Annotated in this window: 21 protein-coding genes; 5 read left to right on the top strand and 16 right to left on the bottom strand. The window is 68.8% G+C overall.

Features of this window, described 5'->3' with window-relative positions; all coding sequences use genetic code 11:
• Positions 1-36 precede the first annotated feature (36 nt).
• Positions 37-2,358, top strand: coding sequence for a DNA/RNA helicase domain-containing protein (locus EV648_RS30155; RefSeq protein WP_132298512.1), 2,322 nt, complete (start codon positions 37-39; stop codon positions 2,356-2,358).
• A gap of 467 nt (positions 2,359-2,825) precedes the next feature.
• On the opposite strand, the gene EV648_RS30150 is transcribed toward EV648_RS30155, so the two are convergent.
• On the bottom strand, positions 2,826-3,722 hold the full coding sequence (locus tag EV648_RS30150) for a LysR family transcriptional regulator (protein WP_132298511.1): 897 nt from the start codon (positions 3,720-3,722) through the stop codon (positions 2,826-2,828).
• Positions 3,723-3,796: 74 nt separating this feature from the next.
• Here EV648_RS30150 and dapA point away from each other — a divergent pair, with 74 nt between their 5' ends.
• A complete protein-coding gene (gene dapA / locus EV648_RS30145) occupies positions 3,797-4,705 on the top strand; it encodes a 4-hydroxy-tetrahydrodipicolinate synthase (RefSeq protein WP_132298510.1) in 909 nt (302 codons plus the stop codon).
• A 21-nt stretch (positions 4,706-4,726) separates the two neighbouring features.
• Here dapA and EV648_RS30140 read toward each other — a convergent pair whose 3' ends face one another.
• On the bottom strand, positions 4,727-5,290 hold the full coding sequence (locus EV648_RS30140) for a DinB family protein (protein WP_241995713.1): 564 nt from the start codon (positions 5,288-5,290) through the stop codon (positions 4,727-4,729).
• A gap of 251 nt (positions 5,291-5,541) precedes the next feature.
• On the opposite strand from EV648_RS30140, the gene EV648_RS30135 reads away from it, so the two are divergent.
• Positions 5,542-6,474, top strand: a complete 933-nt coding sequence (locus EV648_RS30135; RefSeq protein WP_132298509.1) for a GNAT family N-acetyltransferase — start codon at positions 5,542-5,544, stop codon at positions 6,472-6,474.
• Positions 6,475-6,646: 172 nt separating this feature from the next.
• Positions 6,647-7,093 (top strand): hypothetical protein, encoded by a 447-nt coding sequence (locus EV648_RS30130; protein WP_132298508.1) that lies wholly within the window; start codon positions 6,647-6,649, stop codon positions 7,091-7,093.
• Here EV648_RS30130 and EV648_RS30125 read toward each other — a convergent pair whose 3' ends face one another.
• From EV648_RS30125 to EV648_RS30060, 14 genes are all read right to left on the bottom strand, one after another.
• Positions 7,094-8,320 carry an epoxide hydrolase family protein gene (locus tag EV648_RS30125; RefSeq protein WP_132298507.1) on the bottom strand — a complete coding sequence of 409 codons (1,227 nt, stop codon included), beginning with the start codon at positions 8,318-8,320 and terminating at the stop codon, positions 7,094-7,096.
• A 48-nt stretch (positions 8,321-8,368) separates the two neighbouring features.
• Entirely contained in the window at positions 8,369-9,085 is a 717-nt protein-coding gene (locus tag EV648_RS30120) for an FHA domain-containing protein (RefSeq protein ID WP_132298506.1), read from the bottom strand.
• On the bottom strand, positions 9,082-10,359 hold the full coding sequence (locus EV648_RS30115) for a VWA domain-containing protein (RefSeq protein WP_132298505.1): 1,278 nt from the start codon (positions 10,357-10,359) through the stop codon (positions 9,082-9,084). The genes EV648_RS30120 and EV648_RS30115 overlap by 4 nt, the downstream gene beginning before the upstream one ends.
• 46 nt (positions 10,360-10,405) lie before the next feature.
• Positions 10,406-11,455 carry a PP2C family serine/threonine-protein phosphatase gene (locus EV648_RS30110; RefSeq protein ID WP_241995712.1) on the bottom strand — a complete coding sequence of 350 codons (1,050 nt, stop codon included), beginning with the start codon at positions 11,453-11,455 and terminating at the stop codon, positions 10,406-10,408.
• The gene (locus EV648_RS30105) at positions 11,452-13,719 is read right to left on the bottom strand and encodes a serine/threonine-protein kinase (RefSeq protein ID WP_132298503.1); all 2,268 of its coding nucleotides are present in this window, start codon (positions 13,717-13,719) and stop codon (positions 11,452-11,454) included. The genes EV648_RS30110 and EV648_RS30105 overlap by 4 nt, the downstream gene beginning before the upstream one ends.
• Positions 13,716-14,900 carry a hypothetical protein gene (locus tag EV648_RS30100; protein ID WP_132298502.1) on the bottom strand — a complete coding sequence of 395 codons (1,185 nt, stop codon included), beginning with the start codon at positions 14,898-14,900 and terminating at the stop codon, positions 13,716-13,718. Before EV648_RS30100 ends, EV648_RS30105 begins: the two co-directional genes overlap by 4 nt.
• Positions 14,900-15,889 carry a glutamate ABC transporter substrate-binding protein gene (locus tag EV648_RS30095; protein WP_132298501.1) on the bottom strand — a complete coding sequence of 330 codons (990 nt, stop codon included), beginning with the start codon at positions 15,887-15,889 and terminating at the stop codon, positions 14,900-14,902. The genes EV648_RS30100 and EV648_RS30095 overlap by 1 nt, the downstream gene beginning before the upstream one ends.
• Complete coding sequence (locus EV648_RS30090) at positions 15,886-17,214, bottom strand: hypothetical protein (RefSeq protein ID WP_132298500.1); 1,329 nt, start codon at positions 17,212-17,214, stop codon at positions 15,886-15,888. The genes EV648_RS30095 and EV648_RS30090 overlap by 4 nt, the downstream gene beginning before the upstream one ends.
• Positions 17,211-18,608 (bottom strand): AAA family ATPase, encoded by a 1,398-nt coding sequence (locus tag EV648_RS30085; protein ID WP_132298499.1) that lies wholly within the window; start codon positions 18,606-18,608, stop codon positions 17,211-17,213. The genes EV648_RS30090 and EV648_RS30085 overlap by 4 nt, the downstream gene beginning before the upstream one ends.
• The gene (locus tag EV648_RS30080; protein ID WP_132298498.1) at positions 18,605-19,210 is read right to left on the bottom strand and encodes a hypothetical protein; all 606 of its coding nucleotides are present in this window, start codon (positions 19,208-19,210) and stop codon (positions 18,605-18,607) included. The genes EV648_RS30085 and EV648_RS30080 overlap by 4 nt, the downstream gene beginning before the upstream one ends.
• Before the next feature lie 52 nt (positions 19,211-19,262).
• Positions 19,263-20,522 (bottom strand): toxic anion resistance protein, encoded by a 1,260-nt coding sequence (locus EV648_RS30075; protein WP_132298497.1) that lies wholly within the window; start codon positions 20,520-20,522, stop codon positions 19,263-19,265.
• A gap of 208 nt (positions 20,523-20,730) precedes the next feature.
• Complete coding sequence (locus EV648_RS30070; RefSeq protein ID WP_132298496.1) at positions 20,731-22,032, bottom strand: hypothetical protein; 1,302 nt, start codon at positions 22,030-22,032, stop codon at positions 20,731-20,733.
• Positions 22,033-22,090: 58 nt separating this feature from the next.
• Positions 22,091-22,570 (bottom strand): dihydrofolate reductase, encoded by a 480-nt coding sequence (locus EV648_RS30065; RefSeq protein ID WP_132298495.1) that lies wholly within the window; start codon positions 22,568-22,570, stop codon positions 22,091-22,093.
• Positions 22,567-23,358, bottom strand: a complete 792-nt coding sequence (locus EV648_RS30060) for a thymidylate synthase (protein ID WP_132298494.1) — start codon at positions 23,356-23,358, stop codon at positions 22,567-22,569. The genes EV648_RS30065 and EV648_RS30060 overlap by 4 nt, the downstream gene beginning before the upstream one ends.
• 100 nt (positions 23,359-23,458) lie before the next feature.
• Here EV648_RS30060 and EV648_RS30055 point away from each other — a divergent pair, with 100 nt between their 5' ends.
• Positions 23,459-24,133 (top strand): peptidyl-tRNA hydrolase, encoded by a 675-nt coding sequence (locus EV648_RS30055; protein WP_132298493.1) that lies wholly within the window; start codon positions 23,459-23,461, stop codon positions 24,131-24,133.
• Positions 24,134-24,243 lie beyond the last annotated feature (110 nt).

Genomic DNA, 24,243 nt, shown 5'->3' with positions numbered 1-24,243 from the left:
GCGCGGTGGCGTGCGCATGTCAATTGGCTTTTTGGAATGGGGGAGCGTATGACGGACGCAGTACTGCAGCACGAGATCGCTGAGGAACAAGGGCAGGTGACGGAGCTCTACGAGCGCTTGGACGTACTGCGGGAGCGGGCGGCGGCGGATCTGCGGCGGGTTCATGGTGAGGAAACCACCGGGACCAATCAGGCGCTGACCGAGCGTGAGTCGATGTCCGTGCTGTTCTCCCGTCGGCATGCTCAGTTCTCCTCGGTTGAGCGCGGGCTTTGTTTCGGGCGGGTCGACAGTGTCGACGGATCCCATTTCCGTATCGGGCGTATCGCGTTGTTCGATGACGAGTACGAGCCGCTGCTGGTCGACTGGCGGGCGCCGGCCGCGCAGGTGTTCTACCGCGCGACCGCGGCCAATCCACTCGGTGCGATCCGGCGGCGGCACATCCAGTTGCAGGGTCGCACAGTGGTCGGGGTCGACGATGATCTGCTCGATCTCGACGCGCTCGGTGGTTCCGGCGGCCCCACGCTCACCGGCGAGGCGGCGCTGCTCGCGTCGGTCGCTGCGAGCCGCACCGGCCGGATGAAGGAGATCGTCGCGACCATCCAGTCCGAGCAGGACGAGATCGTCCGGTCCGGCCTGCCTGGTGTGCTCGTCGTCCAGGGCGGTCCCGGCACCGGCAAGACCGTCGTCGCGCTGCACCGCGCGGCGTACCTCCTCTACACCCACCGTGAACAGCTGTCCGAGAAGGGCGTGCTCGTCGTCGGGCCGAACGCCACCTTCCTGCGCTACATCGACCAGGTGCTGCCTTCGCTCGGCGAGACCGACGTGATGCTGTCGACGGTGGGCGAGCTGTACCCCGGTGTAGCCGGTACTGCACCGGAGCCGGTGGCGGCGGCTCGCCTCAAGGGTGACCTCGCGATGGTGGACCTGATCGCCAAAGCCGTTCGGGACTTCCAGGTCGTGCCCCGGGAAACGGTCGAGATCAAGATCGACGGGCACCGGGTCCGGCTCACCCCGGCGACCGTGCGCCGGGTGGCTGACCGGGCACGGCGCCGGGACGATCGCCACAACAAAGGCCGTCAGTACTTCGTTCGCGGCATCGTCGAGGAGTTGACCCGGCAGATCGTGAACCAGCTGGGCACTCGGCTCTTCGGTGACGAGGACCTCGCCGACCTGCGCCGGGATGTCCGCGAGGACGACATGGTCCGCTCGGTCGTCGACCAGCTCTGGCCGGAGCTCACACCGGAGCCGCTGATCGCCCTGTTGCTGTCCTCGCCGGACCGGCTCGCGGCGGCAGCGCCACACCTCACCGACAGCCAGCGCGCCGTCCTCCTCCGGCCGCGCGATGCCGCCTGGGCTCAGTCCGATGTTCCGCTGCTCGACGAGGCGGCCGAGCTGCTCGGAGAAACCGAGTCCTCGGTGCAGTCCCGTACTGCGGCCTCGGCGGCGGAGGCGGCCGCTGCCAAGGACAACCTGGAGTACATGCGCGAGGTGATCCAGACGGAGATCGAGGAGACCTCGGAACGGATGACGCTGATGCCCTGGGAGATCCAGCAGTTCATCGCTCAGGCCGCCAATCGCAACCGCGTCCGGGACCCATCGGCGACGATCGTCGAACGCGCGTACGGCGATCGGACCTGGCAGTTCGGTCACGTGATCGTCGACGAGGCGCAGGAGCTGTCCCCGATGGAGTGGCGGATGCTGATGCGTCGCTGCCCCCGGCGCTCGATGACGCTGGTGGGCGACGTCGCGCAGACCGGCTCCGAGGCCGGCACCGCCTCGTGGGCCGAAGTACTTGACCGATATGCGCCGAAGCGCTGGCGTACCGAGGAGCTGACCGTCAACTACCGGACGCCGACGGAGATCATGGCGGTCGCCGGCGACGTGCTCGCAGCGATCGACCCGCAACTCGCGCCGCCCACGTCAGTGCGCGCGACCGGCGCCGAGCCGTCGAGCTGGTGCGTGACGGCGGCGGAGTTCGCCGGGGCACTGGTCGAGGCGGTTGCGGCCGAGGACGAGACGGTCGGCGACGGCAGGCTCGCCGTGATCGTGCCGACCTCCCGCTATGCCGAGCTGACTGCGCTTCTCGCGGAGAAGGTGCTGGGGATCGCGTACGGGACGAACCCGTCGTTGCTCGACGCAACCACCGTTGTGCTCGACGTCGCGCAGTCCAAGGGACTGGAGTTCGACTCGGTGCTGATCGCCGACCCCGCCGCGATCGTCGGCGACTCAACCCGGGGCCTGTCCGATCTCTACGTGGCGATCACCCGCTCGACCAGACGCCTCGCGGTGGTCGCGTCGGGGGAACTGCCCGCGGTCCTGTCGCGAACGGCACCGGCCGGAGACAACATCCAGAACTGAACCGACCCTGCCCGGGCCGCCTGCCTGACCTCAAGCAGGCGGCTGGGCAGCCCACCATGGTTCAGATCTACGGCGAGTGCGGACCGAAGTAACACTCGAGGCAGGTGGACCGATGTGGCGTGCGCTGCACTTCGCCGTCTAGTCGTCAAGGAGATCGCATGCGTCCGCTGGCCGTCATCGTTGCGCTCGTGCTGGCCGTGGCCGGCTGCGGCTCCTAGGCCGATATCGGCGACGAACAACCTGATCCCGCGAGTCCGTCGGTGTCGCAGGCTGCGGTGGCACCCGCCGTACCGCTGTCCGCTGCACGATCATTGGCGGCAGCTCTCACGCTGCGGGATCTGCTGAAGGGCTGGGCGACAGGTGGCAGGGGGTTCACAGACGCCGACTTTGCTCGGACGGCGGGCAAGGCGGTCGCGAGGCTTGACGCGGCGATCGGGTAGGACACGGTCAGGCGTGGTTGCTTGCGGCTAGTGCGGGTGTTCGCACTCCGCGAGCAGTGCTTGGATTGTTGGGCTGGCGTTGGCGCTGTGGCGCCAGGCGGCGTGGACCTCGCGCTTTGGCTGGCGTCGGAGTGGGCGGGAGACGAGTGCTTCTCCCAAGGGTGGGCGAGCCAGGCGGGGGATCAGCGCGAGAACGTCGCCTGAGGCGACCAGGGACAGTTGGGTGGCGAAGTCGTCGATCAGGTGGCGCACGTCGGGTTCTTCGGGCGCGTCTGCGAACAGGCGTCGGAACCACTGGTGGCACACCGAGCCGGGCGGACTGGTCACCCAGGCGTGGCCGGCCAGGTCGGCGCCGGCGAGAGGCCGGTCGAGTCGCGCGAGCGGATGCGTCCGGCTCATGACGACGTCGCCGACGTCGGTGTGCAGGTGGCGCTGGGTCAGGGACGGTGGCAGCGGGGCCGGCAGACCGTCGGCGTCGTGGACGAGGGCCAGGTCGGCTGTACCGGCTTCGACGCTGTGGAGGGCTTGATCGGGGTCCTGCTCGGTGATGTGCACGCGGAGGTCCGGGCAGCGCGTCGACAGTCGCGGAAGAGTGGGCGCGAGCAGTCCGCGGATAGCGGTCGAGAAGGCGACCACGCGGAGGATGCCGCGCGGCGCGCCCTCCGAGACTGACTGGGCCGCCTCGGCGCAGCGCTCCAGCGCCTGGAACACTTCGGGTGCTGAGTCGACGATGGCCTGCCCGGCCGGAGTGAGCACGACCCCGCGTCCCGCCGGCGCGAGCACCGGCACACCGACCTGGCGTTCCAGCCGCTTGATCTGCTGCGACACCGCCGAGGACGTGAACCCGAGTTCGTCGGCCGCCCTCGCCAGCGTCCCGAGAGCAGCCACCGACCGCAACGCCCGCAAAGCCCCGACCTCAATCATGAAGGCAGACTACGCAATACCAGCAAGAAAGCATCGCTGGACCACACCTATCGGGCCGAGGCAGGATCCCAGCCATGACCGACTTGCAGAACCCTGCTGACCAACTCTTCGGCTCCAACCTCGTCGCCATGGTGACCCCGATGCATCCGGACGGCACGATCAGCGAACCTGGGCTCGCCAATCTCGTCGACCACCTGCTGACCACAGGGTGCGACGGCATCGTCGTCGGCGGGACCACCGGTGAATCGCCCACCCTGACCGAAGCCGAGGCAGCCCGGCTCGTCCGTGCCGTGGCGATCCAGTCGAAGAACCGAGCTCGGGTGATCGCCGGTATCGGCACCTACGACACGGCCGTCAGCATTCAGCGGGCCCGCGAAGCCGAGGTTGCCGGGGCGGATGCGCTGCTGCTCGTCTGCCCGTACTACTCGAGGCCGACCCAGGCCGGGGTGGTGGCCCATTGCGTGGCGGTGGCCGATGCCACCGAGCTGCCCGTGATGCTGTACGACGTCCCCGCCCGCACAGGGATCGCGATGGAGGCGCCCACGCTGATCGAACTCGCCGGCCACCCCCGGATCCGAGCGGTCAAGGACGCCAAGGGCGACCTGTTCGAAGCGATGTCCGTGATGTCCCGTACGTCGCTGGCCTACTACTGCGGCATTGATGAAGTGAACCTGCCGTACCTCGCGTGCGGCGCCACCGGTGTGGTCAGCGTCGTAGGCAATGTCGTTGCCGACCGCAACGCCGAGCTCATCCGAGCGGTTCGCGGCGGCGACCTCGACTCGGCGAGGGCGATCCAAGGTTCGCTGATTCCCTTGGTGGACGCCATCATGCGCACCTCCCAAGGGGCCGTGATGGCCAAGGCCGCTCTGGCCGAGCTCGGGATCATCCCGCACGCGACCGTGCGCCTTCCGCTGCTCGAGTCGCCGCCGCCTCACCTCCAGAAGCTGACGGATGCCCTGGCAACCATCGCTGTCCCCGCCTGACCGACCCCGCCAGGCGGCGTTCTAGCCGGCCAGGGCCTCGGGGTCAGCGGCTCGGATCAGGCGGAGTTGGCCTATCTCAGCGGCGTTCTTCGTGAGCTCGACGTTCACCCAGGCGAACAGGTCGGCGACCGAGCGGCCGGACTCGGGTGGCCAGGGGAATGCGACCGGCTTGGCCAGCCAGCTGTCGTCCGCGTCCTCCAGGACGTGGGTCCACTCGTCGCGCAGTACGCGCATCCAGTGCAGCGTTCCGGCCAGGTCGCCGGGCCAGCGCACCGCGGCCCGCTCTGGCGGTACGACGCCCCGGGCGTGGGCGATGGCGGTGGTCCACCACCAGCCGACGTGCCAGCTGAGCCAGCCGATGGTCGGTACCGGGATCGGGTCGAGGGCGTCGTCCGACCAGTCGGCCTGCCAGGTGCCCGCGGCGTCCGGCCGGACCGTCCAGGACAGGGCCGCGGGCTCCCAGAGCAGATCGTCAGGGGTCAGCCGCTGCAGGTGGTACTCGAACAGCGCCCAGCTCACCTCGAACTGACCGAGCACGAGTTCCCTGATGCCCGACAGGCCTTCACCTCTGACCGGTACCGTCACCGGGGAATCATCTCAGGACTGCTCGTCCACCTCGCAGAAGGAGGCGTAGTGGTCGTCGGTGCGGCGGCGGCACATCCCAGCTGTGAATAATCGGTGGACTATGACCCACTGCGGACCTAATCTCCTCGGCAGCGAGAACGAGCCCGAGTGGAAGGAGCGACCGATGAACAGCACATCGTGTAGTCCGGCGCACCGGTTCCGCTCGTCCAGCTCGCACTGAGCGGAGCCCGGCGCCTCCTTCTGGAGGATTCGTGAAGATCCGTACCACCGTCGAGTCCGATCTCGACACCATCCACACCCTGATCGCCGAGCAGTCGCTCAACACCGTCACCAGACAACGCTTCGACGAGTACCTCGCGACGGGCGCGTACCGCTACGACTGGTCCTGGGTCGCCGAGCAGGACGGCCGGATCGTCGGCCTGTCCATCTGGTGGGGCATGGAGCAGTTCGACCGCCCCCTCAGCATCGACGGCCTGTACTGCGTACCCGGTGCCGACCGGGTCGCCGTCTGGACCGAGCTGATCCGGCACACCCTGACCGCGTTCCCGGCCGACGCGGAGCCGCCGGAGTACCACATCTTCCTGCCCAACGGCTGGCGTGATCGCCCGGATGTCGTTGCGGAGCTGGAGCCGCGGCTCAAGGCTGCTGCCGCGGCCGGGCTGTCCGAACGCACGGAACGCCTGCGCTACGAGTGGCTCCCGGAGTACGGGCTGCCGGTGAGGTCGAGCCGGTTGCGGTTCGAGCCGGCCGACGACGAGGCGTTCGTCGACGCGTTCACCCGGGTGATCGAGGGCAGCCTCGACGCCGCGACCGCGCGGGACGTCGCCCGGCTCGGAGCCGACGGCGCGGCCCGGCAGGAACTGGAGATCTACCAGTCCATGCCGGGTGACCGCTCCTGGTGGCGACTTGCGTACGACGCGGCCGGCGAGCTGGTGGGGTTCGCGCTGCCCTCGGCGAACAACGGCGGCCCGGTCGTCGGGTACCTCGGCGTGCTGGCAGAACACCGCGGCAACGGGTACAGCGACGACCTGCTCGCGGAGATCACGCACCTCCTGGTGGAGACCGGCGCGGAGCGGATCAGGGCTGACACCGACCTGACGAACAAGCCGATGGCGGCGTGCTTCGAGCGGCTCGGCTACCGCAACCACGAGGTCCGGCTGGTGCTCAGCTACCCGGCCGGCTGAGCCTAGCCGCCGTCTGCCCCCGAGGCCGGGAAAGCTGCTGTTCCCGGGGCCGGGAAAGCTGCTGGAAATAGCAGGCTTCCAGGGGCAGACGGCGGCAGCGGTGACCCCTATGATTCCGTGACATATCAGTCACCTCTGGTCGCCTCGACCGGAGCCGAGGGGGAAACCAGCGATGCGTGACATCGCGCTGATCCTGCACGTCGCCGCAGGAGCCGTCGCCGTAGTACTCGGGCCGTTCGCGATCGTCTACACGCTGAAGGCGCGCCGCCTCAACTGGGTCGGGGAGAGCTACCACTGGGCGATCGCGTTGCTCTGCCTGTCCGCCCTCGTGATGGTGCCCTACGACTGGGCCCGGCTGTGGATGTTCTGGCCGATCTCGATCGCGTCGTACCTGTTCGTCTATCTCGGCCACCGAGCCGCGGAGGAGCCCGGTGGTCTCTGGTACCGAGGGGTGCTCCGCGGCTACGGCGGTGGCTGGATCGCCTTGTGGACGGCCATTCTGGTGGTCAGCGCGCCGGATCATCCATGGACCTGGGCGATCCCGATCGTGGCCGGGACCGCCCTGATCGAACTGCTCTGCTTCCGGCCGGCGCCGGCTTGGACCGAGGCCGACAGGTAGTCAGCGCAAGGGACGGAAGAAGGTCCGGAGGTCGTCGGTCAGCAACTCGGGGACCTCCATCGCGGCGAAGTGCCCGCCGCGCTCGTACTCGTTCCAGTGCTCGATCTTGCCTTCGGGATCGATGATGCTCTTGATCGCGGTCTCCGCGCCGAACACCGCCACTCCGGTCGGCGGCCCGGCGACCGCGCCCCAGTCCTCGGACCCGCCGTCGCCGTCGTCGGATCCCCAGCCTTCGGATCCGGCCGACTCCTGCTGGGCGACGAACGCCTTCCACGCCTGCATCCCGTCGTACACCGCGTGCGCGGTCGAGGCGCCCGAGCCGGTGAACCAGTACAGGCTGACGTTGGTGAGCAGTTGGTCGCGGTCGACGGCTTCCTCGGGGAGCTTGGCCAGCGGGTCGGTCCACTCGGCGAACTTCTCCACGATCCAGGCGAGCTGCCCGACGGGGGAGTCGTTGAGGGAGTAGGCCAGCGTCTGCGGGCGGGTCGACTGCAGCACGAGGTAACCGAATCCTTCGTCGAGCATCCGGTTGAACGTCTCGCCGCGCGCCCGGTCGCTGTCCGAGAGGCCCTCGAGTGGGAGCGGATCGCCGAACGGCGTACCGCCGGCCAGCCCGGCCAGGTGCACACCCGTCACGTGCTCCGGGTCGACCATCGGCAGCATCCCCACGACACCCGAGCCGGCGTCGGTCCCGTGCGCGGCGTACCGGTCGTAGCCGAGGCGCTTCATCAACTCGGCCCAGGCCATCGCGACACCGAACAGATTGAACCCCGCTTCGCCCATCGGGGTGGAGAACCCGTACCCGGGAAGCGACGGTACGACGACGTGGAACGCGTCGGCCGGGTCGCCGCCGTGCGCGCGGGGATCGCTGAGCGGGCCGATCAGCCGCTGGAACTCGATCGGCGAACCGGGCCAGCCGTGCGTCAGGATCAGCGCTTTCGCGTCCGGCTCGGGCGAGCGCTGGTGGAAGAAGTGGATCCGCTGGCCGTTGATCTCGGTGATGTACTGCGGGATCTCGTTCAGCGCCGCCTCCTGGGCGCGCCAGTCGTACCCGTCCGCCCAGTACTCGGCCAGTTCCTTGAGGTAGCTCACCGGGACGCCACGACTCCAGTCGTCCACCCGCGGCGTCGCCGGCCACCTCGTGTTCCGCAACCGCGCCCGAAGATCGTCCACCTCACCCTGAGGAATCTCGATCCGGAAGGCCTCAACCTCGCTGCTGTTCGTCATGCTTCCAAGCTAGAACCAATAGCGGTGAGCTTCCTTCCGCAATGGAAATCAGGCCTGGCCGGCTTGTTCTTCGGGGGTTGCCTTGCGGACTACGAGGCGGGTCCAGGCGCCTACGTAGACGCGGTCGTCGCTGTCCAGTTCGTGGCGTTGGCCCGGGGGGATGGGGTCTTCGGGGAGGGGGCCGGAGGAGGGGCCGACGAAGGTGCCGTTGGAGGACTGGAGGTCTTCCACCCACCAGCGCTGGCCGTCGGTGGTCAGCTGGGCCTGACGGCGGCTCACGCCGGTGTCCTCGCCACAGTCGATCTCCGGGGTGATGCCACGGCTCTTGGAGGGACGCCCGATCAGCACGCTCTTCGCGGTCACCGGGATGACCACCGGAAGGCCCGGCGACGGGCACGGGTCGTCACTCTGCTGTACCTCGTACCAGTCGGGGTCGACCCAGCGCTCCACCACCCAGTCCGCGACCTGCTGGGGCGCGGGCGGCACCGGGGGCGGCGTACCGAGGTCGAGGGGCGAGGCCGGGCGCGGCATCGTGCCGGTGGTGAAGTCGTAGCCGCAGTTCTCGCAGAACAAGGCGTCCGGCGCGGCGGGCTCCGAGCAGTTCGGGCAGTCCTGGGTCACCGGTGCGGGCGCCGGAGCTGCCGTCGCCGGGGCCGGTACCGACGCTGCCGCGGGGGTCGCGGCCGCCCCGATCGGCAGGCCGCAGACGTCGCAGTAGTCGGTGGAGACGGACGGGTGCCCGCTCGGGCACGTCACTGAGCTCATTTCTTCACCCGGGTGGTCTTGGTGGACGCGGTATCGAGCGCCATCTCGTCGGCCTTCTCGACGCTGCGCTTGAGCCGCACGGTGCCGGTGTCCTGGTCGTCGATGTCGACCACCTTGCGCAGCCGCGTGGTGGCCTCCTCGTTGCCGGTCTGGGCGGCGAGCTGGACGGCGCGGCCGAGCTTGGTGGTCGCGGTGGCGGTGTCGCCCGCGGCCTTCGCCGCCAGGCCCTCCTGGATCGCGTCGGCGAGCTCGGTCTGGCCGGTGTAGTGCGCGACCTCCGGGCTGATCCGGGTGGTGAGCGCCTCGTCCGCGGACCAGAGCGCCTTCACCAGGCCCTGCGCGACGACCTGGTCGCCGATCGCGAGCTGGACCCGGGCCGCGAGCTGCTCCTGCCCGATTCCCTTGGCGGCAAGGCGGATCGCGACGTGATAGTCGCGGGACTCGTCACCCCAGGAGCCGGTCGGGTAGGCGCCGGTCAGGGCGTTCACCTCGGTACGGCGCGAGGTCAGGTCGTCCACGGTCGGGGCGACCTGGCGGACGAACAGCACCTGGGCGCCCTGCGGCGCCCACACCCGCATGTCCGCGGTGGCGACGCCCTTGCTCATCGCCTTCTGGATCAGGCTGGAGAACTCGGCCGCGAGCTGGTCCGGCGCCGGGATGATGTCGACCGTGCCGAGCAGCGCGGTCGCGATCCGGCGTACCTCGTCGACCTGCCAGGCGACGCCGACGCCGCGGCAGTCGCACTGGAACTGCCCGGTGACGGCCTCGATCGTGGCGGTCAGCACCTCGGGCGACTCGTGCTGGTTCTCGCCGTCGGTGAGCAGGATCGCGTGCTTCTGGGTCAGCGACGGCACGGTTGCGAAGACCCGCGAGGCGAGCCGCAGCCAGGTGCCCATCGCGGTGCCGCCGTCGGCGTAGAAGCGCGCGACCGCGTCCTTGGCGGCCTGCCGGGTGAACTGGTCCATCCGCACCATCACCGGCTCGGGCGACGGCGGGAACGCGAGCTTGGCCCGGTCGTTGCCGGAGATGACCGCGAACCAGACCCCGTCGAGGATCTGGTCGAGCGCGGTCTGCGCGGCCTGGCCGGCGGCCCGGACGCCGTCGGCGCCCATCGAGCCGGAGGTGTCGACGATGATGATCTCGCCCGCGTCGCCGCTGCCGGTCTGGCCGGCCGCGCCCGCTCCGCTGCAGGACACCGTGACGATCGCGTGGACGTCGGTGCCGCCGTCGGGCAGGAACTCGTTCTGGTACACGGAGGCGGAGAACTCGGCCATCTCAGGCGTCCTTTCGGTCGAGCATCAGGCTGGGCAACGGTGAGAACTAGATACGGGCCAGGGCGACGGTGATGTTGTCCTGGCCGCCCTGGGCATTCGCCCAGTCGACGAGCGCGGACGAGGTGGCCAGCGGCTCGCCGCCGTTGGCCGCTGCGGTCTGACGTACCAGGTCGGCCAGTGGTGCCGCCTCGGAGCAGTAGTTCCACAGGCCGTCCGAGCAGACCAGCAGCCACCCGGGTCCGGTGACGTTGAGCGAGGTGGTGCGGGGAGTGTGGTCCGGGGCGTCCTTGCCCAGCCACCGGGTGATCGCGTGGGCCTGCGGACCGGTCTCGGCCTCGTGTCGCGGTACGCCGGTCGCGATCAACTCGGCGGCCCACGAGTCATCCACCGTCAGGGCGACGGCCTCGGCCTCGTCCGGGAACCAGTACGCGCGGCTGTCGCCGACGACCCCGGCCACCAGCAGGCCGTCCTCGAGCACAGTCGCCACGAACGTGCACGAGGCCGGGTTCGGGCTGTCCGGACTGGTGTTCTCCAGTACTGCGTCGCTCGCGGCATCGGCGGCAGCCTTCATCCGCGCCACCACCGCACTGTTCCGTGAGGACTCTGTACCGAGGCCCTTCGCGTGACCGGCGACCAGTACGTCGCGGGCGGCTCGCGCGGCGGCCAGGCTGGCCACGTCGGAGTCGAGTGACGAGCTGACCCCGTCACAGACCACCAGCAAGGCCCTGCTGCCCGGCTCGGGATCGGCCGCGATCGCCAGGGCGTCCTCGTTGCGGCTGTGCCGGATCCCGCGATCGCACACTCCGGCCACCCAGGGAGCGGGCTGCTCGCTGAAGTGGTCCCGGGGCTTGGTCGCCTTGGTGCCACAGGTCTCGCAGTACCCGTCCGCGCCGATCGTCCCACCGCAGGAGCGGCAGGGACCCGGAACCGCGGAGGCACCGGGGTTCAGCTCGATCGTCGGTTCGGTGTCGGTGTCGATCGCCGGCGTGGTGGGGCTGGTCGGGGTGAGCTCGGCCCCGCACGCCTCGCAGAAGCGGTCGGCGTCGGAGATCGGCCCGCCACAGCTGGGGCAGACCGTCTGGGTCGTACTCGTCATCGCAGCGTCCATCCTCGAACATCGTTGGCCAGGTCGACCAGGGCGATCCGTTCCTGCCGGCTGTTGGCCTGCCCGGCCAGCTCACGGTAGGCCTCTTCCAGCCCGTTCCGCAGTTCCGGCTCGGTCGCCTCCCGGCCGGCGATCCGCAGGGCGGGATCGGGCCCGCTCTTCCGCACCTCGTCGAGGGCGTTCTGGAACACGTTCGCCGACAGGTTGGCGCGGTCGACCGGGTCGATGGTCAGGTCCTCGATATTGCTCATCGCCTCGGCCAGCGCCGCCAGCCCACGCCCCGATCCTGCCAGCAGTCCGGCTCTTTGGCGGCGAGCCCGCACGTAGGCGCCGCTGGTTCGCGGTACCAGGTCGAGGGCGGCCACGGCGCCGTCGAGGTCGCCGCGGCTCGAGCGGATCGCCGCCAGCCCAAACGCGGACGGTGCGATGTAGTTGGCGTCAGTACGTGCACAGGTGAGGTACAGGCCCTCGGCAACGTCGTACTCGCCGCTGATCTCACAGGAGACCGCGAGGGCGAGCTTGGGCGCCAGTTCGCCCGGCACCTGGCCGTAGACGGCGTTGAACGCCGACTGGGCCGTGGACGCGTCGTTGCGGGCCAGCGCGACCAGCCCGGACATCCAGACCGCCCGCCACTCCCACGGGTCCTCGGCGAGCAGGTCGGCGACGGCCGTGTCGACCATGTCGTACTGCCCGGACTCCAGCGAGGCCAGCGCGATCTCCAGCAGCACCTGAGCGGAGGACTCCGGCGCGTTAACCAGCAGTTCGAGCCGCTGGGCAGGGTCGGGCACGCTCACGGTCTTCAGCCAGCCGGCCATCTTGTCGCTGTCGTCCGTCGCCAGCGAAGGCAACCGCTGCCAAGGAGCCGCGGCGTCGCCGAGCCCGGCGGCCAGGTCACCCGGGCTGCCGAACAGCAGGGACGACGCGGAGTGCTGGGCCGCCTTGACGCCCTGCTTCTCCGCGACCACCTCACGCAGTACGCCGAGGAGCTGGACGCGGAACTCGTCCGCGGAGACGAAGCGGTCGGCCGGGTCGGACGCGCAGGCCTTCAGCAGCAGCCGGTAGACCGAGTCGTACTGCTGGAAGAGCGGGACCTCCGAGATCGGCGGCAGCGACCCGACGTACCGTGACTGGTAGCCGCGGAACTCGAACGCCAGCACGCACAGGGTGCGGCCGAGGGTGTAGATGTCGGAGGCAACCGACGGGCCGACCTCGGCCACCTCGGGAGCCTGGAAGCCGACCGTGCCGTAGATCGCGGAGTCCAAGTCGTCGATCCGGCGGACGCCGCCCAGGTCGATCAGCTTCACCGCGTCGCCGACCTGGATGATGTTGTCCGGCTTGAAGTCGCAGTAGACCAGGCCGAGGTCGTGCAGGTAGGAGAACGCGGGCATGATCTCGAGTAGGTAGGCGATCGCCTGGTCGATCGGCAGTGCGTCGTACTGGTTGTGGTTCGCCGCCATCCGCTGCTTGAGCAGGGTCTTCAGCGAGGTGCCGCCGACGTACTCCATCACGATGTAGCCGGCGCCGTCGTGGGTGACGAAGTTGTAGATCTCCACGATCAGCGGGTGCTCGACCCGGGCCAGGAACTGCTGCTCGGCGATCGCGGCCGCGACGGCGTCCGGGTCCTCGGAGTTCAGCAGGCCCTTCAGTACCACCCAGCGGTTGGACACGTTCTTGTCCTGGGCCAGGTAGATCCAGCCGAAACCACCGTGCGCCAGGCAACCTCTGACCAGGTACTGACCGCCGACCAGATCGCCGTCCTTCAGCTTCGGCGAGAACGAGAACGGGCTGCGGCACTTCGGGCAGAAGCCCTCGGTCCGGCCCGGCTGGTCGCCGCGGGACCGGCCGACCGGGTTGCCGCAGTTCGGGCAGTTCCGGCGGTCCTCGGGGACCATCGGGTTCGCCAGGATCGCCTTGCTCGCGTCGATCGCGGGGATCGGCGGCACGTGGGTCAGACCGGCGCCGAGCCGGGCCCCGCGCAGCCGGGTGGACGAAGTACCGAGACGTCGGGTCAGTTTCGAGCCGGCGGCCTGGGCGCGGGCGGAGCCGAGGGGTGTCGAGGCCAGCCGGTTGGAGGCGCGGGAGACCGTCGAAGCCGTGCTGATCGGGTCAGGGGCATCCGGAGTCTCCACAGAGGGAGCACCGGCGACAGCGGATGGGCTGACGGCACCAGCGGGCGCGGGGGAGCCGCAGACGTCGCAATAGCCGTCCATGATCGTGCCGGAGCAGCCCGGCTGGGTGCAGGCGATGGTCGTCATGTCGTCCCTCCTGTGGCGCGACCGGACTCGTGCCCCTGCTGGGGCTTCGGCCCGGTGGCCAGACTGGTGTCCAGATAGGTCTGGTACGCCGCCACGAGTGCGCCGAGCCGGACCAGGTTCACTGGCTCGGAGTCGAGCACCTCGCGGCCGCGCCGGTAGAGCTCTGCCAGGTCTTCGGTGGTTCCACTGGTCCGTGCGACGCTGCCGGCCTTCACCTGGTACGCGTCCAGCCGTCCGGCCAGCTCGTCACGCCGCTCCAGCGCCGCCCGGTACGCCGACTGGGCCTGCCCCAGCGCACGCCGTACGGCGTCCAGGCGGGTCAGGTACTTCTCCAGCTCGGCAGGCGTGTTCGGCACCGGCCCGAGCGCGGTGACATCCGGTACGCCGAGCCGTGGCGCCGGGGTGACTTCCGCGACGCATCGGTCGGCCAGGGCACGAACCGCCTGGCCTTGCGCCTCAAGCTCCGTCCGGACCGCGCGCGCCCGGGCGACGTCGGCAGCCCGCTCCCGCCGGGTGGCACCGCCGACGATCAGGTCCCGTTCGTTGCGGGCGGCATCGATCTCCAGGGGACCGATCAAGCCTCCCACGTCGGCACCGCGCTTGGCCCGCTCGGTCAGGTCTGTGACCCGGCGGTCCAGGTCGTGATGCGCCGCGATCGCCTCGTTGCGGCTCGCGGCCGGCTCGCGGGCGACCAGGTCGTTGATCCGCTCCACCTGGGCGCGCAGCTGGCGCAGCCGGGCGGCGAGATCGGCGTCGCCGGGCTCCAGCGCGAGCTTTGCCCGCAGGGTGGAGGCCAGCGCGTCCGACAAGGTGCATGCCTCAGGCAACGAAACCGCGAGCGACCCGCTGGCGCCGCCGGTGTCCAAACCGCCCCAGATCAAGGTGGAGATCCGCTCGGTCTCGGTCGGCCCGACCCGGCCGGAGTCCCAGGTCACCAGGATCAGCTCGTACCGGTCCGAAACCGCCTTCCACACCGCCATTGAGAGCACCACGTCAGCACTGAGCGCATCGGCGTCCTCGGACTGCAGCGCAGCCTGGTCGAGCTCGTCCAGCTCCGCCCGCCGCCGATCCCGCCACGTCCCCAGCGCATCGAGGAACGACAGCAGATCCTTCGCAGGAATGCTGCTGCCGATCCTCCCCGGTGGAGCCGGCGCAGAAGCCGTCGGCGTACCTACTGTCATCAGCTCCTGCCGTAAACAGGCGCAGGGGGCTTGGCCTTACCGAGTGCGGGAAGGAGCCATTTGTTGTATGAGATCTGCCAGCGACCATCCGCCTTCATCTCCGCCAGCACGCCGTTCACGAACTTCACGAAGTCGACCTGGTCCTTGTTCATGCCCAGGCCGTACGGCTCCTGGCTGAACGGCGGCGCCTGGATCACCTTCGCGTACGGATCCTGTGCGGCTTCGCCGGCGAGCACGGTGTCGTCACCGGTGATGCCGACCACCTTGCCCTGCTGGAAGAGCACCAGGCAGCCGCCGTCGGTGTCCGCGGTGACTGGCACGACCTTCGGATTCGCCTTGATCATGTTGTCCAGGCTGGTCGAACCGGCAGGTGCGCAGACCTTCTGGCCGCTCAGATCGTCGAGGCTCTTGACCGTCGTCATGTCGCTCTGGACCAGCAGCTTCTGGCCGGACCGGTAGTACTCGGCGGAGAACGCGATCTCCTTCCACCGGGCGCAGTTGATCGTAATGTTCCGCGCAACGATGTCGATCGCTCCGGGCTTGCGCTCGGCCTTCAGCACCGGCAGCCGTTGCGGGCTGGAGATGACCCGGAGCTCGACCTTGCTCGGCTGACCCGGCGCCGGCGTGCCGAAGATGGCATCCGCGACGGCGTTGATCATGTCGATGTCGAAGCCCTCGATCTTGCCGGTGAGCGGGTTGCGCGAGCCGAGGTTGAGGCTGTCCGCCGATACCCCGGCGACGAGCCGGCCGTGCGCCGCGATCTTCGCCATCGTGCTGCCGGCGGGCATCGCGTTCGGTGCCGGCAGCGGACCGTCGGGGAGATAGGACTGCAGGGCATTGGTGCAGTCCTGCACGGCAGGAGCGGCCGGCTTGGCCGCCGGGGGAGTCTCCTTCACCGGCAGCGGCGTCGCGTCGTAGGCGCTGGAGCCGCAGGCCGTTGCGGCGAAGAGGAGGGCCAGGGTGCCGGCGATCAGGGATTTCTTGTTCATCGGTACTCCTCCAGTCGCTGCGACATGCCCCAGGTGATGAGCAGGGCGGCGGCGATGCCGATCGGCAGGCCGAGCCAGGCGATCGGCGGGAGGCCGTCGCGGGCGTCCTTCAGTTCGGCCCGGGTCGTGTCGCTGGCGCCGCTCAAGTTCTGGCTGGACTGCTTGTCGAATTCGTTGAACGCGACGTTGGACGTCTGGTCGCTGGTGCCGATGGCCTGTCCCACTGCCTTGTCCCAGTTACCGTCGTCATCGCTCTCCCGGATATCGGTGTGCACCTTCTTATAGACGCTCCACTTGCTCTGCAGGTCCGGGGCGCTGCCTGCGGCTACGGCGAGTTGGTCGTCGACCGTGCCGGAGGACTTCTTCCAGGCTTCCTCGAAGGCGGCGCCGGAGCCGCGGGCGATCAGGGTCAGGCTCTCGTTCGACTTCGCGTCGTACGCCGCGATGCGGGCGCGGGAGAGCGCCAGCGTGTCGGCGTACGCGTCGCCCCGGGTGTCCTTGGCTGCGCCCGAGGCGTTCGCCAGCGACGTACCGCCGACCAGCATGGTCAGCAGCACCAGCACAGCGGCTGCGGCGATCGGCACGTTCAGATAGCGGTGGGTCTTGCGGGCCAGCCAGTACAGCGTCAGCCCGAGCACGATCAGTGTGGCCAGCCCGGCCAGGTACAGCCACACGTTGCCGTTGCCGACGTTGTTGAACTCGGTGGCGACGCGCTCCTCGTTGGCCTCGACCAGTGCGTTCACCAGCGGCAGCGAGTCGGTCTGCAGGCTGGCGCTCGCATCCTTCAGGTACTGCGAACCGATGGGCAGGCCCTGTCGGTTGTTGGCCCGCGCCTGCTCGATCAACCCCTGGTAGGTGAGCAAAGTGGCGTTGAGGGCGCCGAGGGCCTCCTGGTCCGCGGGCTGCGCGGTGGCTGCCTCGGAGATCAGCTTGGCGGCTGTCGACATCGAGTCGACGAATTGCTGCCGCTGCGCGGGCGGCTCGAGGCCACCGACCAGGAAGGCGTTGGTGGCGTTGGCGTTGGCGCTGACCAGGTTGGTGTGGATCGCCTGGATCCGGACCAGTTGCGCGGTGTTCTCCTCGGCCCGCTGCAGTGCTCCCTCGGACTGGCGGAAGCCCTGCGCCGCCGCTGCACCGAAGAGCACGGCGACCACCGCGGCCAGGATGAGGAGAGCCCGCATGCGGCCCGGCGTACCGTCGAACCAGGCGCGGACGGCGCCCTGCCGGGAGTTGGTGGGAGCTGGCGAGGACTGTGGGCCGGTGGGCGCGGCCTGTGGAGCCGACGGCGACAAGGTCGCCGGGGGCGCACTGGTTGTCTGGGTCACGCCGTTTCTCCTTGCTCGGGCTCGCTCTCGCTCGGTGCGGCCTCGCTGTCAGGTGTGCCGGACGGTTTCTCCGGGTGCAGGTCTTCGTCGGTCAGGTCCTCAGGGACGATCTGACGCAGTTGCTCGGTGGTGGGTGCCGTCACGTCGCGAAGTCGCCAGGCGTGCCGGCCGATCGCGGCCTCGAGCATGTTCCGGGCGAAGCGGCCGTTGCCGAACGAGCGGTCCCGCGGCGTCGAGGCCAGGATCACCTTGAACTGGTCCAGCGCCTTCTCGGTCAGCTCGTAGTCGGCGCCCTCGGCCAGCCCGGTCAGGATGTCCGTCAGCTCGTCGTCCGTGTAGTCCTCGAACCCGATGGTGGTCCGGAACCTGCTGGCCAGTCCTGGGTTCGCGGCGATGAAGGTCTCCATCGGCTCGGGATACCCGGCGACGATCACGACCAGGTCGTCACGCCGGTCCTCCATCTCCTTGACCAACGTGTCGACGGCCTCTCGCCCGTACTGGTCGGCGCCGGTATCACCGGCGGTCAGGCTGTAGGCCTCGTCGATGAAGAGCACGCCGCCGGCCGCGGAGGCGACCACCTCGGCTGTCTTGGTGGCGGTCTGCCCCAGGTAGCCGGCGACCAGCTCAGAGCGGTCCACCTCGATCAGCTGGCCCTTGGAGAGCAGGCCGAGCGCCTTGTAGATGCCACTGACGAGCCGGGCCACTGTGGTCTTGCCGGTGCCCGGATTGCCCACGAACACCAGGTGGCGGGTGATGGTCGGGCTCTTGAGTCCTGCCTCGGTCCGGAGCTTCTCGACCCGCAGTACTGCGACCTGTCGGTGTACCTCGCGCTTGACCTTCTCCAGGCCGGTGAGGTCGTCCAGCTCGGCCAGGAGTTCCTCTACCGTTCGCTCGGGCTCCGCAGCCTTCTCTTCTACTGCCTTGGCTTCTATCGACTTGGCCTGTGTGGCTGGCGCCGGTGTAGCTGGGGTAGGTGTCGCCTGGACTGGCCGAGCGCCTGCTGCTTGGAGCTGGGCCGCTGCTGCGACCGAGGCGTTGCCGATGACGCGCATGGTGGGTTCACCCAGGCTGCAGGCCGCCGATGCCACCTCAGCCAGCGCCTCGGCGTACGGGATCTTCTCCGGCGATCCCTGCGCGACCAGATCAGTCAGTACTGCGGTCGGCGCGCCCCGCCATCTCCGGCCGCGCACGGCGGCGTTGAAGAAGTCTTGTGTGCCGGCGCCGGGTGTCACCGAGGCCCAGTCGGCTGGTGCGCCAGGAGCTGACTCGGCCAGGGCTGCCGCGAGTGAGAGTGCTTCCGCCCGGGCAACGTCCTCCGGAACCTCTGCACGTGCGGCGACAGCCAGCAGAGCCGACAGTGCGCCCTGCAGCGAAGTACCCCCCGCGCCGCTCATGCTCCTCCTCGTCCCGGTGGTGGTTGCAGTGGCCCCGCCCCGCTGTCGGGCGGTGGTGTCGAAGGTGGCGTTGATGGTGCTGGTGTCGACGGGGTCGGACCGAGGGCGAGGCCGCCGCCGGTCGAGCCGGTGCCGAACTTCTCCTGCAGGAAGCGGCCGTGTGCGATCAGGGCCGCCGCGTCCGCCCGGTTGACCGCGTCGAACACCTTGTCCATCGTCGAGCCCAGCAGGTCCAACTGGTCGATCAGGATCATCAGCGAGGTCTTGCCGCGGTCCACCGGCCGGCTGTCCGCCCACTGCCTCGGCAGTCGCAGGTAGCCGCCGATCGCCTCCGGCAGGTAGTCCGTCGCCGTCGCCATCACCGAGTACGCCTGGGCGCTGCCGCCGAGGTTCCCGAGCCGCGGGATGGTCTCCCGGACGGTCCGGACCACCCGGCCGACGCGCGACGCGACCACGGCCGGCACCGCTCCGTCCGCGACCAGTTGCTCGACCCGGACCAGCGCCTGCAGCAGGTCCTCGTTGGTCGGCGCGCGGGGGATCGGGGCAGGCTCGGGCTCCGTCTTGCGGCCGGTCAGCCGCGCGAAGAAATCACCCAACGCCATCCAGTTTTCCCGTCCCCCCGCTCGTCTGCCGGTTCCGTCCCGAGGTCCGCGCTCAGCCGAGGTCCAGGGTGCCCTGGACCACCCGCTGGTCCTGCTGGGCGACCCGGTCCAGGTAGCTCCGCGACTTGGTCACCTCGGACTCGAGGGTGCCGATGGTGGCGGCCATGTTGTCCAGCGCCTCCACCTTGAAGGTGTCGATCGCGTCCATGGTGGCGTAGATGTTCGCGAACGCCGCCTGCAGCTGGGGCAGCCCGATCGAGGCCGACGCCGCCTGCTGCTGGATCGCCACCGAGTTGTCCCGCAGCATCTGCGAGGTGCGCTCGATCATGCCGCTGGTGGTGGTGTTGAGCGCGGTGATCTGGTCGAGCACCAGCTTCTGGTTGCCGAGTGCCTGCGCCACGATGACCGCCGTACGGAGGGCGGAGACGGTCGTGGTGGAGGCGCGGTCGACGCCCTTGATCAGCTCGATGTTGTTCTTGATCACAATGTCGATGGCCAGGTAGTTCTGGATCGACACGGCGAGCTGGGTGAGCAGGTCCTGGTGCTTCTGCCGGACGTAGAACATGACGTCGTCGCGCAGCGCCCGGGCCTTCTCGGGATCGGTCACCTCGAGGTCGGCGATGGTCGCCGCCAGCCGGGCGTCCAGCCGCTCGGCGACGTACACGTACTGGTTCAGCCGGCCCATCGCGTCCCAGAGCTGCTGCTTCTCCAGGTTCAGCGAGGCGTTGTCCTTGCCGAGTTGGTCCTGGCCGTCGCGGAGCGCGTGCAGGATGCCCTCGAGGTGCGTCTGGGCGCTCTGGTACTTGCGGAAGTAGTCCTCGATCTTGTCCCCGAACGGGATCATCCCGAACAGCTTCTTGGCCCCGGTGGCTTCCTTCGGGTCCAGGCTCTCGACCGTGCGGCGCAGCTCGAGCAGGGTCTTGCCGACCGTCGAGCCCTCGGAGAGCCCGCCGCTCTGCAGCGCCTTGACCGGCTGCTGGAGGAGCCGGTTCGAGCTCTCCGCTGCATGCCGGATGTCGACGTCACCCATGCTCCGGACGTCAGTGGCCTTGGCCGCGAACTCCGGCGAGCGCGGCTCGACCGTCATCAGCGAGGTGAGGAAGGTGTCGACCTTCGCGTCCAGCCCGGGCAGCGCGGCGGGGTCCACGGCGGGCGCCAGGCTCGGGGCGGCTGTCGCGGCGACGGGCTGTGTCGGTGCGGGCGCGGTCAGTATCAGGCCGGGTGCGGTCGCCGTCGGCGGCTGCAGCGGCGACTGCGCGGCTGCCGCCGCCGGTGCTGCCGCCGCGCCTTGCGTGTTGTCAGCTTCGGTCATCGTCGTTCCCCTCCGGTGGCCTGCCGCGAGCCCGCGGCACACGTCCCCAGTCACACAGTCCGTGACGCGCACACAATCTACGCGGTTCCCGGCCCACCATGACCGAGCCGTTGCGCACTCGTTGTCACCCGCCACTGGGAACAGCCGTGTGCTCACTGGGAGCAGAGACTCCGGGCTGCATCGTCAACCACCCGGACAGCGCAGAAGGTCAGGAGCGATGGATGGCGACGGCATCTTCCTTCCAGCCCGGCCGACGGCCACGCTCGTCGTCCAGTATTCCAACCACAGCCGTACCTCGCTGGTTCAAACTTGCAGCAATTGCTTCCCGGAGTAGTCTGCTCGATCCGCCACTCGTTCCGATGAGCCCATGTGCCACTAGGTCGGTGAACAAGGAACCAGTGAGGTAGGACTTCACGTTCTCGTACGAGAAGTAGAGGCCGTTGCGCGGGCCGCGGGCATTGGGGCCAGCAAGATGGTTGTCGGCCTGCTCCCGTGTCAGATACATACCAGGAATCATCGAGAGGCTGTCGACGTCGAGGGATTCAAGCTTGCAGAGCTTAAAGAAACTCGGAGCATAGTTCAGTCTAAACTCGTCATGATCTCCGGCGGCGCATGCCTGGTCAACTGATCTCATGCGCTTCTGCTGCCTTGCGAAATGCTCGTCCGGGCGGTAAATCCATTCGCCGCCCTCCGCGGTCATTCGCTTGTACTGTAGGAGCGCGAAGCTTCGGCGTTGGACGTGGTAATAAATGAGATCCACGCCCAACGCGGTCTCGATGCTCCATCGGTTGACGTTCATGATGTGCAGGTTCTTGCCATTGCCGTTCGTAAATGAACTGACACCCAGTTTGTCGGATTTTTCTGGAGCCCAGCCGGCGAAGGTCCCTCGATCGTGTTCGACCATTGGATCTTCCAATGCGGCCGACGTGGTAGTTGACGGAAGGAACGTGTGCCTATTGTCGTCGAGCCAGCTTGTGTCTGTCGCAATGGCCTGATCGGGCCTGAAGCCTGCGATATCGAGCAAGGTGGCGACGCCATCACGCTGTTGCGCCAGCGAGACCAGTCGTCTGTCGGTACTGACCCGCTCGACGTTGGGGACCAGTTCGTCGATGACGGTAGCCAATGAAGGGCGCTCCATCAGCAGAATGTCGATGGCGCGTCTGGTGGCCTTCATCGTCAACGTGCCACCTGGGGCATGTGTCGCTTCTCTTTGAGTCGTCAGCAACCCAGCTCGGATCTGTTCGAGGGGAAGAGGTGGGTCGACCGGAGTGATTGCGTGAAGGTTGAAATTCCGGCGGGTCTCGCCGGCCACCGAGCCGCGTGCTATGCCAGAGATGAAGACTATTGCATCATCACTGATCAAGAATGCGATCCGGCCACGAATGGCTTGGAGGGGCTGCTCGAGAAGTGCGAGGTCAGCATCGAACTGAGGGCCGTTCCTGCGAAGCCGTGCCACAAGATGATCAAGGTCAGTCTGATCAAGAAAGGCGAGGCCGGCCGTAGCATCCATCTGTTCCTCGATCGTGTGAGAAGAATGCGACTCTTATCTGAGCTGTTGACCGAGCAACCTACCCCATTAGGTCAGCTGGCCGACGCTCGTAGCTGACGAAGGTGAAGCCGTCGTGGGGGTTACGGGCGGTGACCTGCCAGTCCGACCGGTCGAAGACGGGGAAGGTGACGTCACCTTCGGGGGACTGGTCGACCTCGGTGAGCTCCAGGCGGTCGGCGTGCGGGAGGGCCTGGCGGTAGATCTCGCCGCCGCCGGCCACGTAGACGTCCTTGCCGTCGGCACATTCGAGGGCGGCCTGCAGGCTGTGCGCCACCTCGACGCCGTCGACGGCCCAGTCCGGCTGCCGGGTGACGACGACCGTACGGCGGCCGGGCAGCGGGCGGCCGATCGAGTCGTAGGTCTTCCGGCCCATCACCAGGGTCTGCCCGAGGGTGAGTTCCTTGAAGTGCCGCAGGTCCTCGCGGATCCGCCAGGGCAGGTCGTTGTCGCGGCCGATCACCCCGTTGCTGCCGACCGCCGCGATGAGGATGACCGTCATACCGCGATGGGCGCCTTGATCCCGGGGTGCGGGTCGTACCCGACCAGCTCGACGTCGGCGATCTCGTAGGAGTCGATCGAGTCGCGCTTCGCCAGTTGCAGTGTGGGCAGCGGCCGGGGCTCGCGGGTGAGCTGGAGCCTGGCCTGGTCGAGGTGGTTCAGGTAGAGGTGCGCGTCGCCGAGGGTGTGGACGAAGTCGCCCACCTCCAGCCCGGTCTGCTGGGCCACCATGTGGGTGAGCAGCGCGTACGACGCGATGTTGAACGGCACGCCCAGGAAGATGTCCGCCGAGCGCTGGTAGAGCTGGCACGACAGCCGGCCGTCGGCGACATAGAACTGGAACATCGTGTGGCACGGCGGTAGCGCCATCCCGTCCACGTCCGCCACGTTCCAGGCGTTGACGATGTGGCGGCGGGAGTCCGGGTTCTGCTTGATCGAGTCGATCACGGCGGCGATCTGGTCGATCTGCCGGCCGTCCGGGGTCGGCCAGGAGCGCCACTGGTACCCGTAGACCGGGCCGAGTTCGCCGTCCGCATCGGCCCACTCGTCCCAGATGGAGATGTTGTTCTCGTGCAGCCACTTCACGTTGGTGGAGCCGCTGAGGAACCAGATCAGCTCACCGACCACCGAGCGCAGGTGCAGCTTCTTCGTGGTCACCGCGGGGAACCCGGCGGTCAGGTCGTACCTGGCCTGGTGGCCGAAGACGCTGAGCGTCCCGGTCCCGGTCCGGTCTCCCTTCTCGACGCCGTGGTCCAGGACGTGCTGGAGGAGATCGAGATACTGCCGCATGCCGCCAAACTAACAGTCGCCGGAACGGCCCCGGGTGCGGCACGACGAGCTACCCGGAGGTGTCCGCTGAGCGGGCGGGCCGGGCTGGCAGACTCGCGGAGTGAGTTCTGAGGAGCGCGAGTTCGTGCTGACGTTGGTGCTGCAGGTGGAGAAGGCGGTGCGGCCGGGGCAGACGGATGCGCTGGAGACGGCGGCGCGCGCGGTATTGGCGATCCTGGCGGACGAGCGGTCGGCCGGGGACGGGGAATGGGCCGCCGCGATGCGGGACTGGCAGGACGCCCGGATCCGGAAGGTCGTACGTCGAGCCCGGGGTGCCGAGTGGCGCAGGGCGTCCGCGCTGGCCGGGATCACCGTGACCGGGACAACGGCCGTAGTACGGGTGTTTCCGCCTGTGCCGCTGGACGAGGTACCCAAGGATCTCGCCAAGCTCCAGGTCACCGGTACCGATCTCGAAGACCCCGAGCCGCCGGGTGAACCCGAGCCTGGCACCCCGGTTCTGTGGGTGAACCCGCAGCTCGAGATGTCTACCGGCAAAACCATGGCCCAGGTCGGCCATGCCGCTCACCTCGCCTGGCTCGACCTGCCCGCAGCGGCCCGTAAGACCTGGCAGTCCGCGGACTTCCCCGTCGCTGTCCGCACAGCCACGGCGCCCCATTGGTCAGCCCTCCTCCGGACCGGCCTCCCCGTCGTACAGGACGCCGGGTTTACCGAGGTTGAGCCCGGCTCCTGCACTGTCATCGCCGACCACCCTGCCCTTCTCGGCCGGGAGTACTGAGATCTAAGGGGGTTCGGAGGCTTTTCTGAGGGGTTGCGGCCGATGTGGGTGGGGGGCCTGGTGGCCGACGGTGGAACCAGAGCGGCGGTCCCGCGCCGCAGGGTCCACTG

The organism is Kribbella sp. VKM Ac-2568 (assembly GCF_004345365.1).
Classification (GTDB): Bacteria; Actinomycetota; Actinomycetes; order Propionibacteriales; family Kribbellaceae; genus Kribbella; species Kribbella orskensis.
This window is presented reverse-complemented; position numbering and strand designations above follow the sequence as displayed.

Bases quoted from the DNA above. Each gene is read 5' to 3' on its own strand.
- EV648_RS30060 (WP_132298494.1), bottom strand. From the start codon at position 23,358: ATGCGGCAGTATCTCGATCTCCTCCAGCACGTCCTGGACCACGGCGTC.
- EV648_RS30095 (WP_132298501.1), bottom strand. From the start codon at position 15,889: ATGAACAAGAAATCCCTGATCGCCGGCACCCTGGCCCTCCTCTTCGCC.
- EV648_RS30085 (WP_132298499.1), bottom strand. From the start codon at position 18,608: ATGAGCGGCGCGGGGGGTACTTCGCTGCAGGGCGCACTGTCGGCTCTG.
- EV648_RS30115 (WP_132298505.1), bottom strand. From the start codon at position 10,359: ATGGCCGAGTTCTCCGCCTCCGTGTACCAGAACGAGTTCCTGCCCGAC.
- EV648_RS30150 (WP_132298511.1), bottom strand. From the start codon at position 3,722: ATGATTGAGGTCGGGGCTTTGCGGGCGTTGCGGTCGGTGGCTGCTCTC.
- dapA (WP_132298510.1), top strand. From the start codon at position 3,797: ATGACCGACTTGCAGAACCCTGCTGACCAACTCTTCGGCTCCAACCTC.
- EV648_RS30110 (WP_241995712.1), bottom strand. From the start codon at position 11,455: ATGACGAGTACGACCCAGACGGTCTGCCCCAGCTGTGGCGGGCCGATC.
- EV648_RS30100 (WP_132298502.1), bottom strand. From the start codon at position 14,900: ATGACAGTAGGTACGCCGACGGCTTCTGCGCCGGCTCCACCGGGGAGG.
- EV648_RS30080 (WP_132298498.1), bottom strand. From the start codon at position 19,210: ATGGCGTTGGGTGATTTCTTCGCGCGGCTGACCGGCCGCAAGACGGAG.
- EV648_RS30065 (WP_132298495.1), bottom strand. From the start codon at position 22,570: ATGACGGTCATCCTCATCGCGGCGGTCGGCAGCAACGGGGTGATCGGC.
- EV648_RS30075 (WP_132298497.1), bottom strand. From the start codon at position 20,522: ATGACCGAAGCTGACAACACGCAAGGCGCGGCGGCAGCACCGGCGGCG.
- EV648_RS30120 (WP_132298506.1), bottom strand. From the start codon at position 9,085: ATGAGCTCAGTGACGTGCCCGAGCGGGCACCCGTCCGTCTCCACCGAC.
- EV648_RS30130 (WP_132298508.1), top strand. From the start codon at position 6,647: ATGCGTGACATCGCGCTGATCCTGCACGTCGCCGCAGGAGCCGTCGCC.
- EV648_RS30070 (WP_132298496.1), bottom strand. From the start codon at position 22,032: ATGGATGCTACGGCCGGCCTCGCCTTTCTTGATCAGACTGACCTTGAT.
- EV648_RS30105 (WP_132298503.1), bottom strand. From the start codon at position 13,719: ATGACGACCATCGCCTGCACCCAGCCGGGCTGCTCCGGCACGATCATG.
- EV648_RS30125 (WP_132298507.1), bottom strand. From the start codon at position 8,320: ATGACGAACAGCAGCGAGGTTGAGGCCTTCCGGATCGAGATTCCTCAG.
- EV648_RS30155 (WP_132298512.1), top strand. From the start codon at position 37: ATGGGGGAGCGTATGACGGACGCAGTACTGCAGCACGAGATCGCTGAG.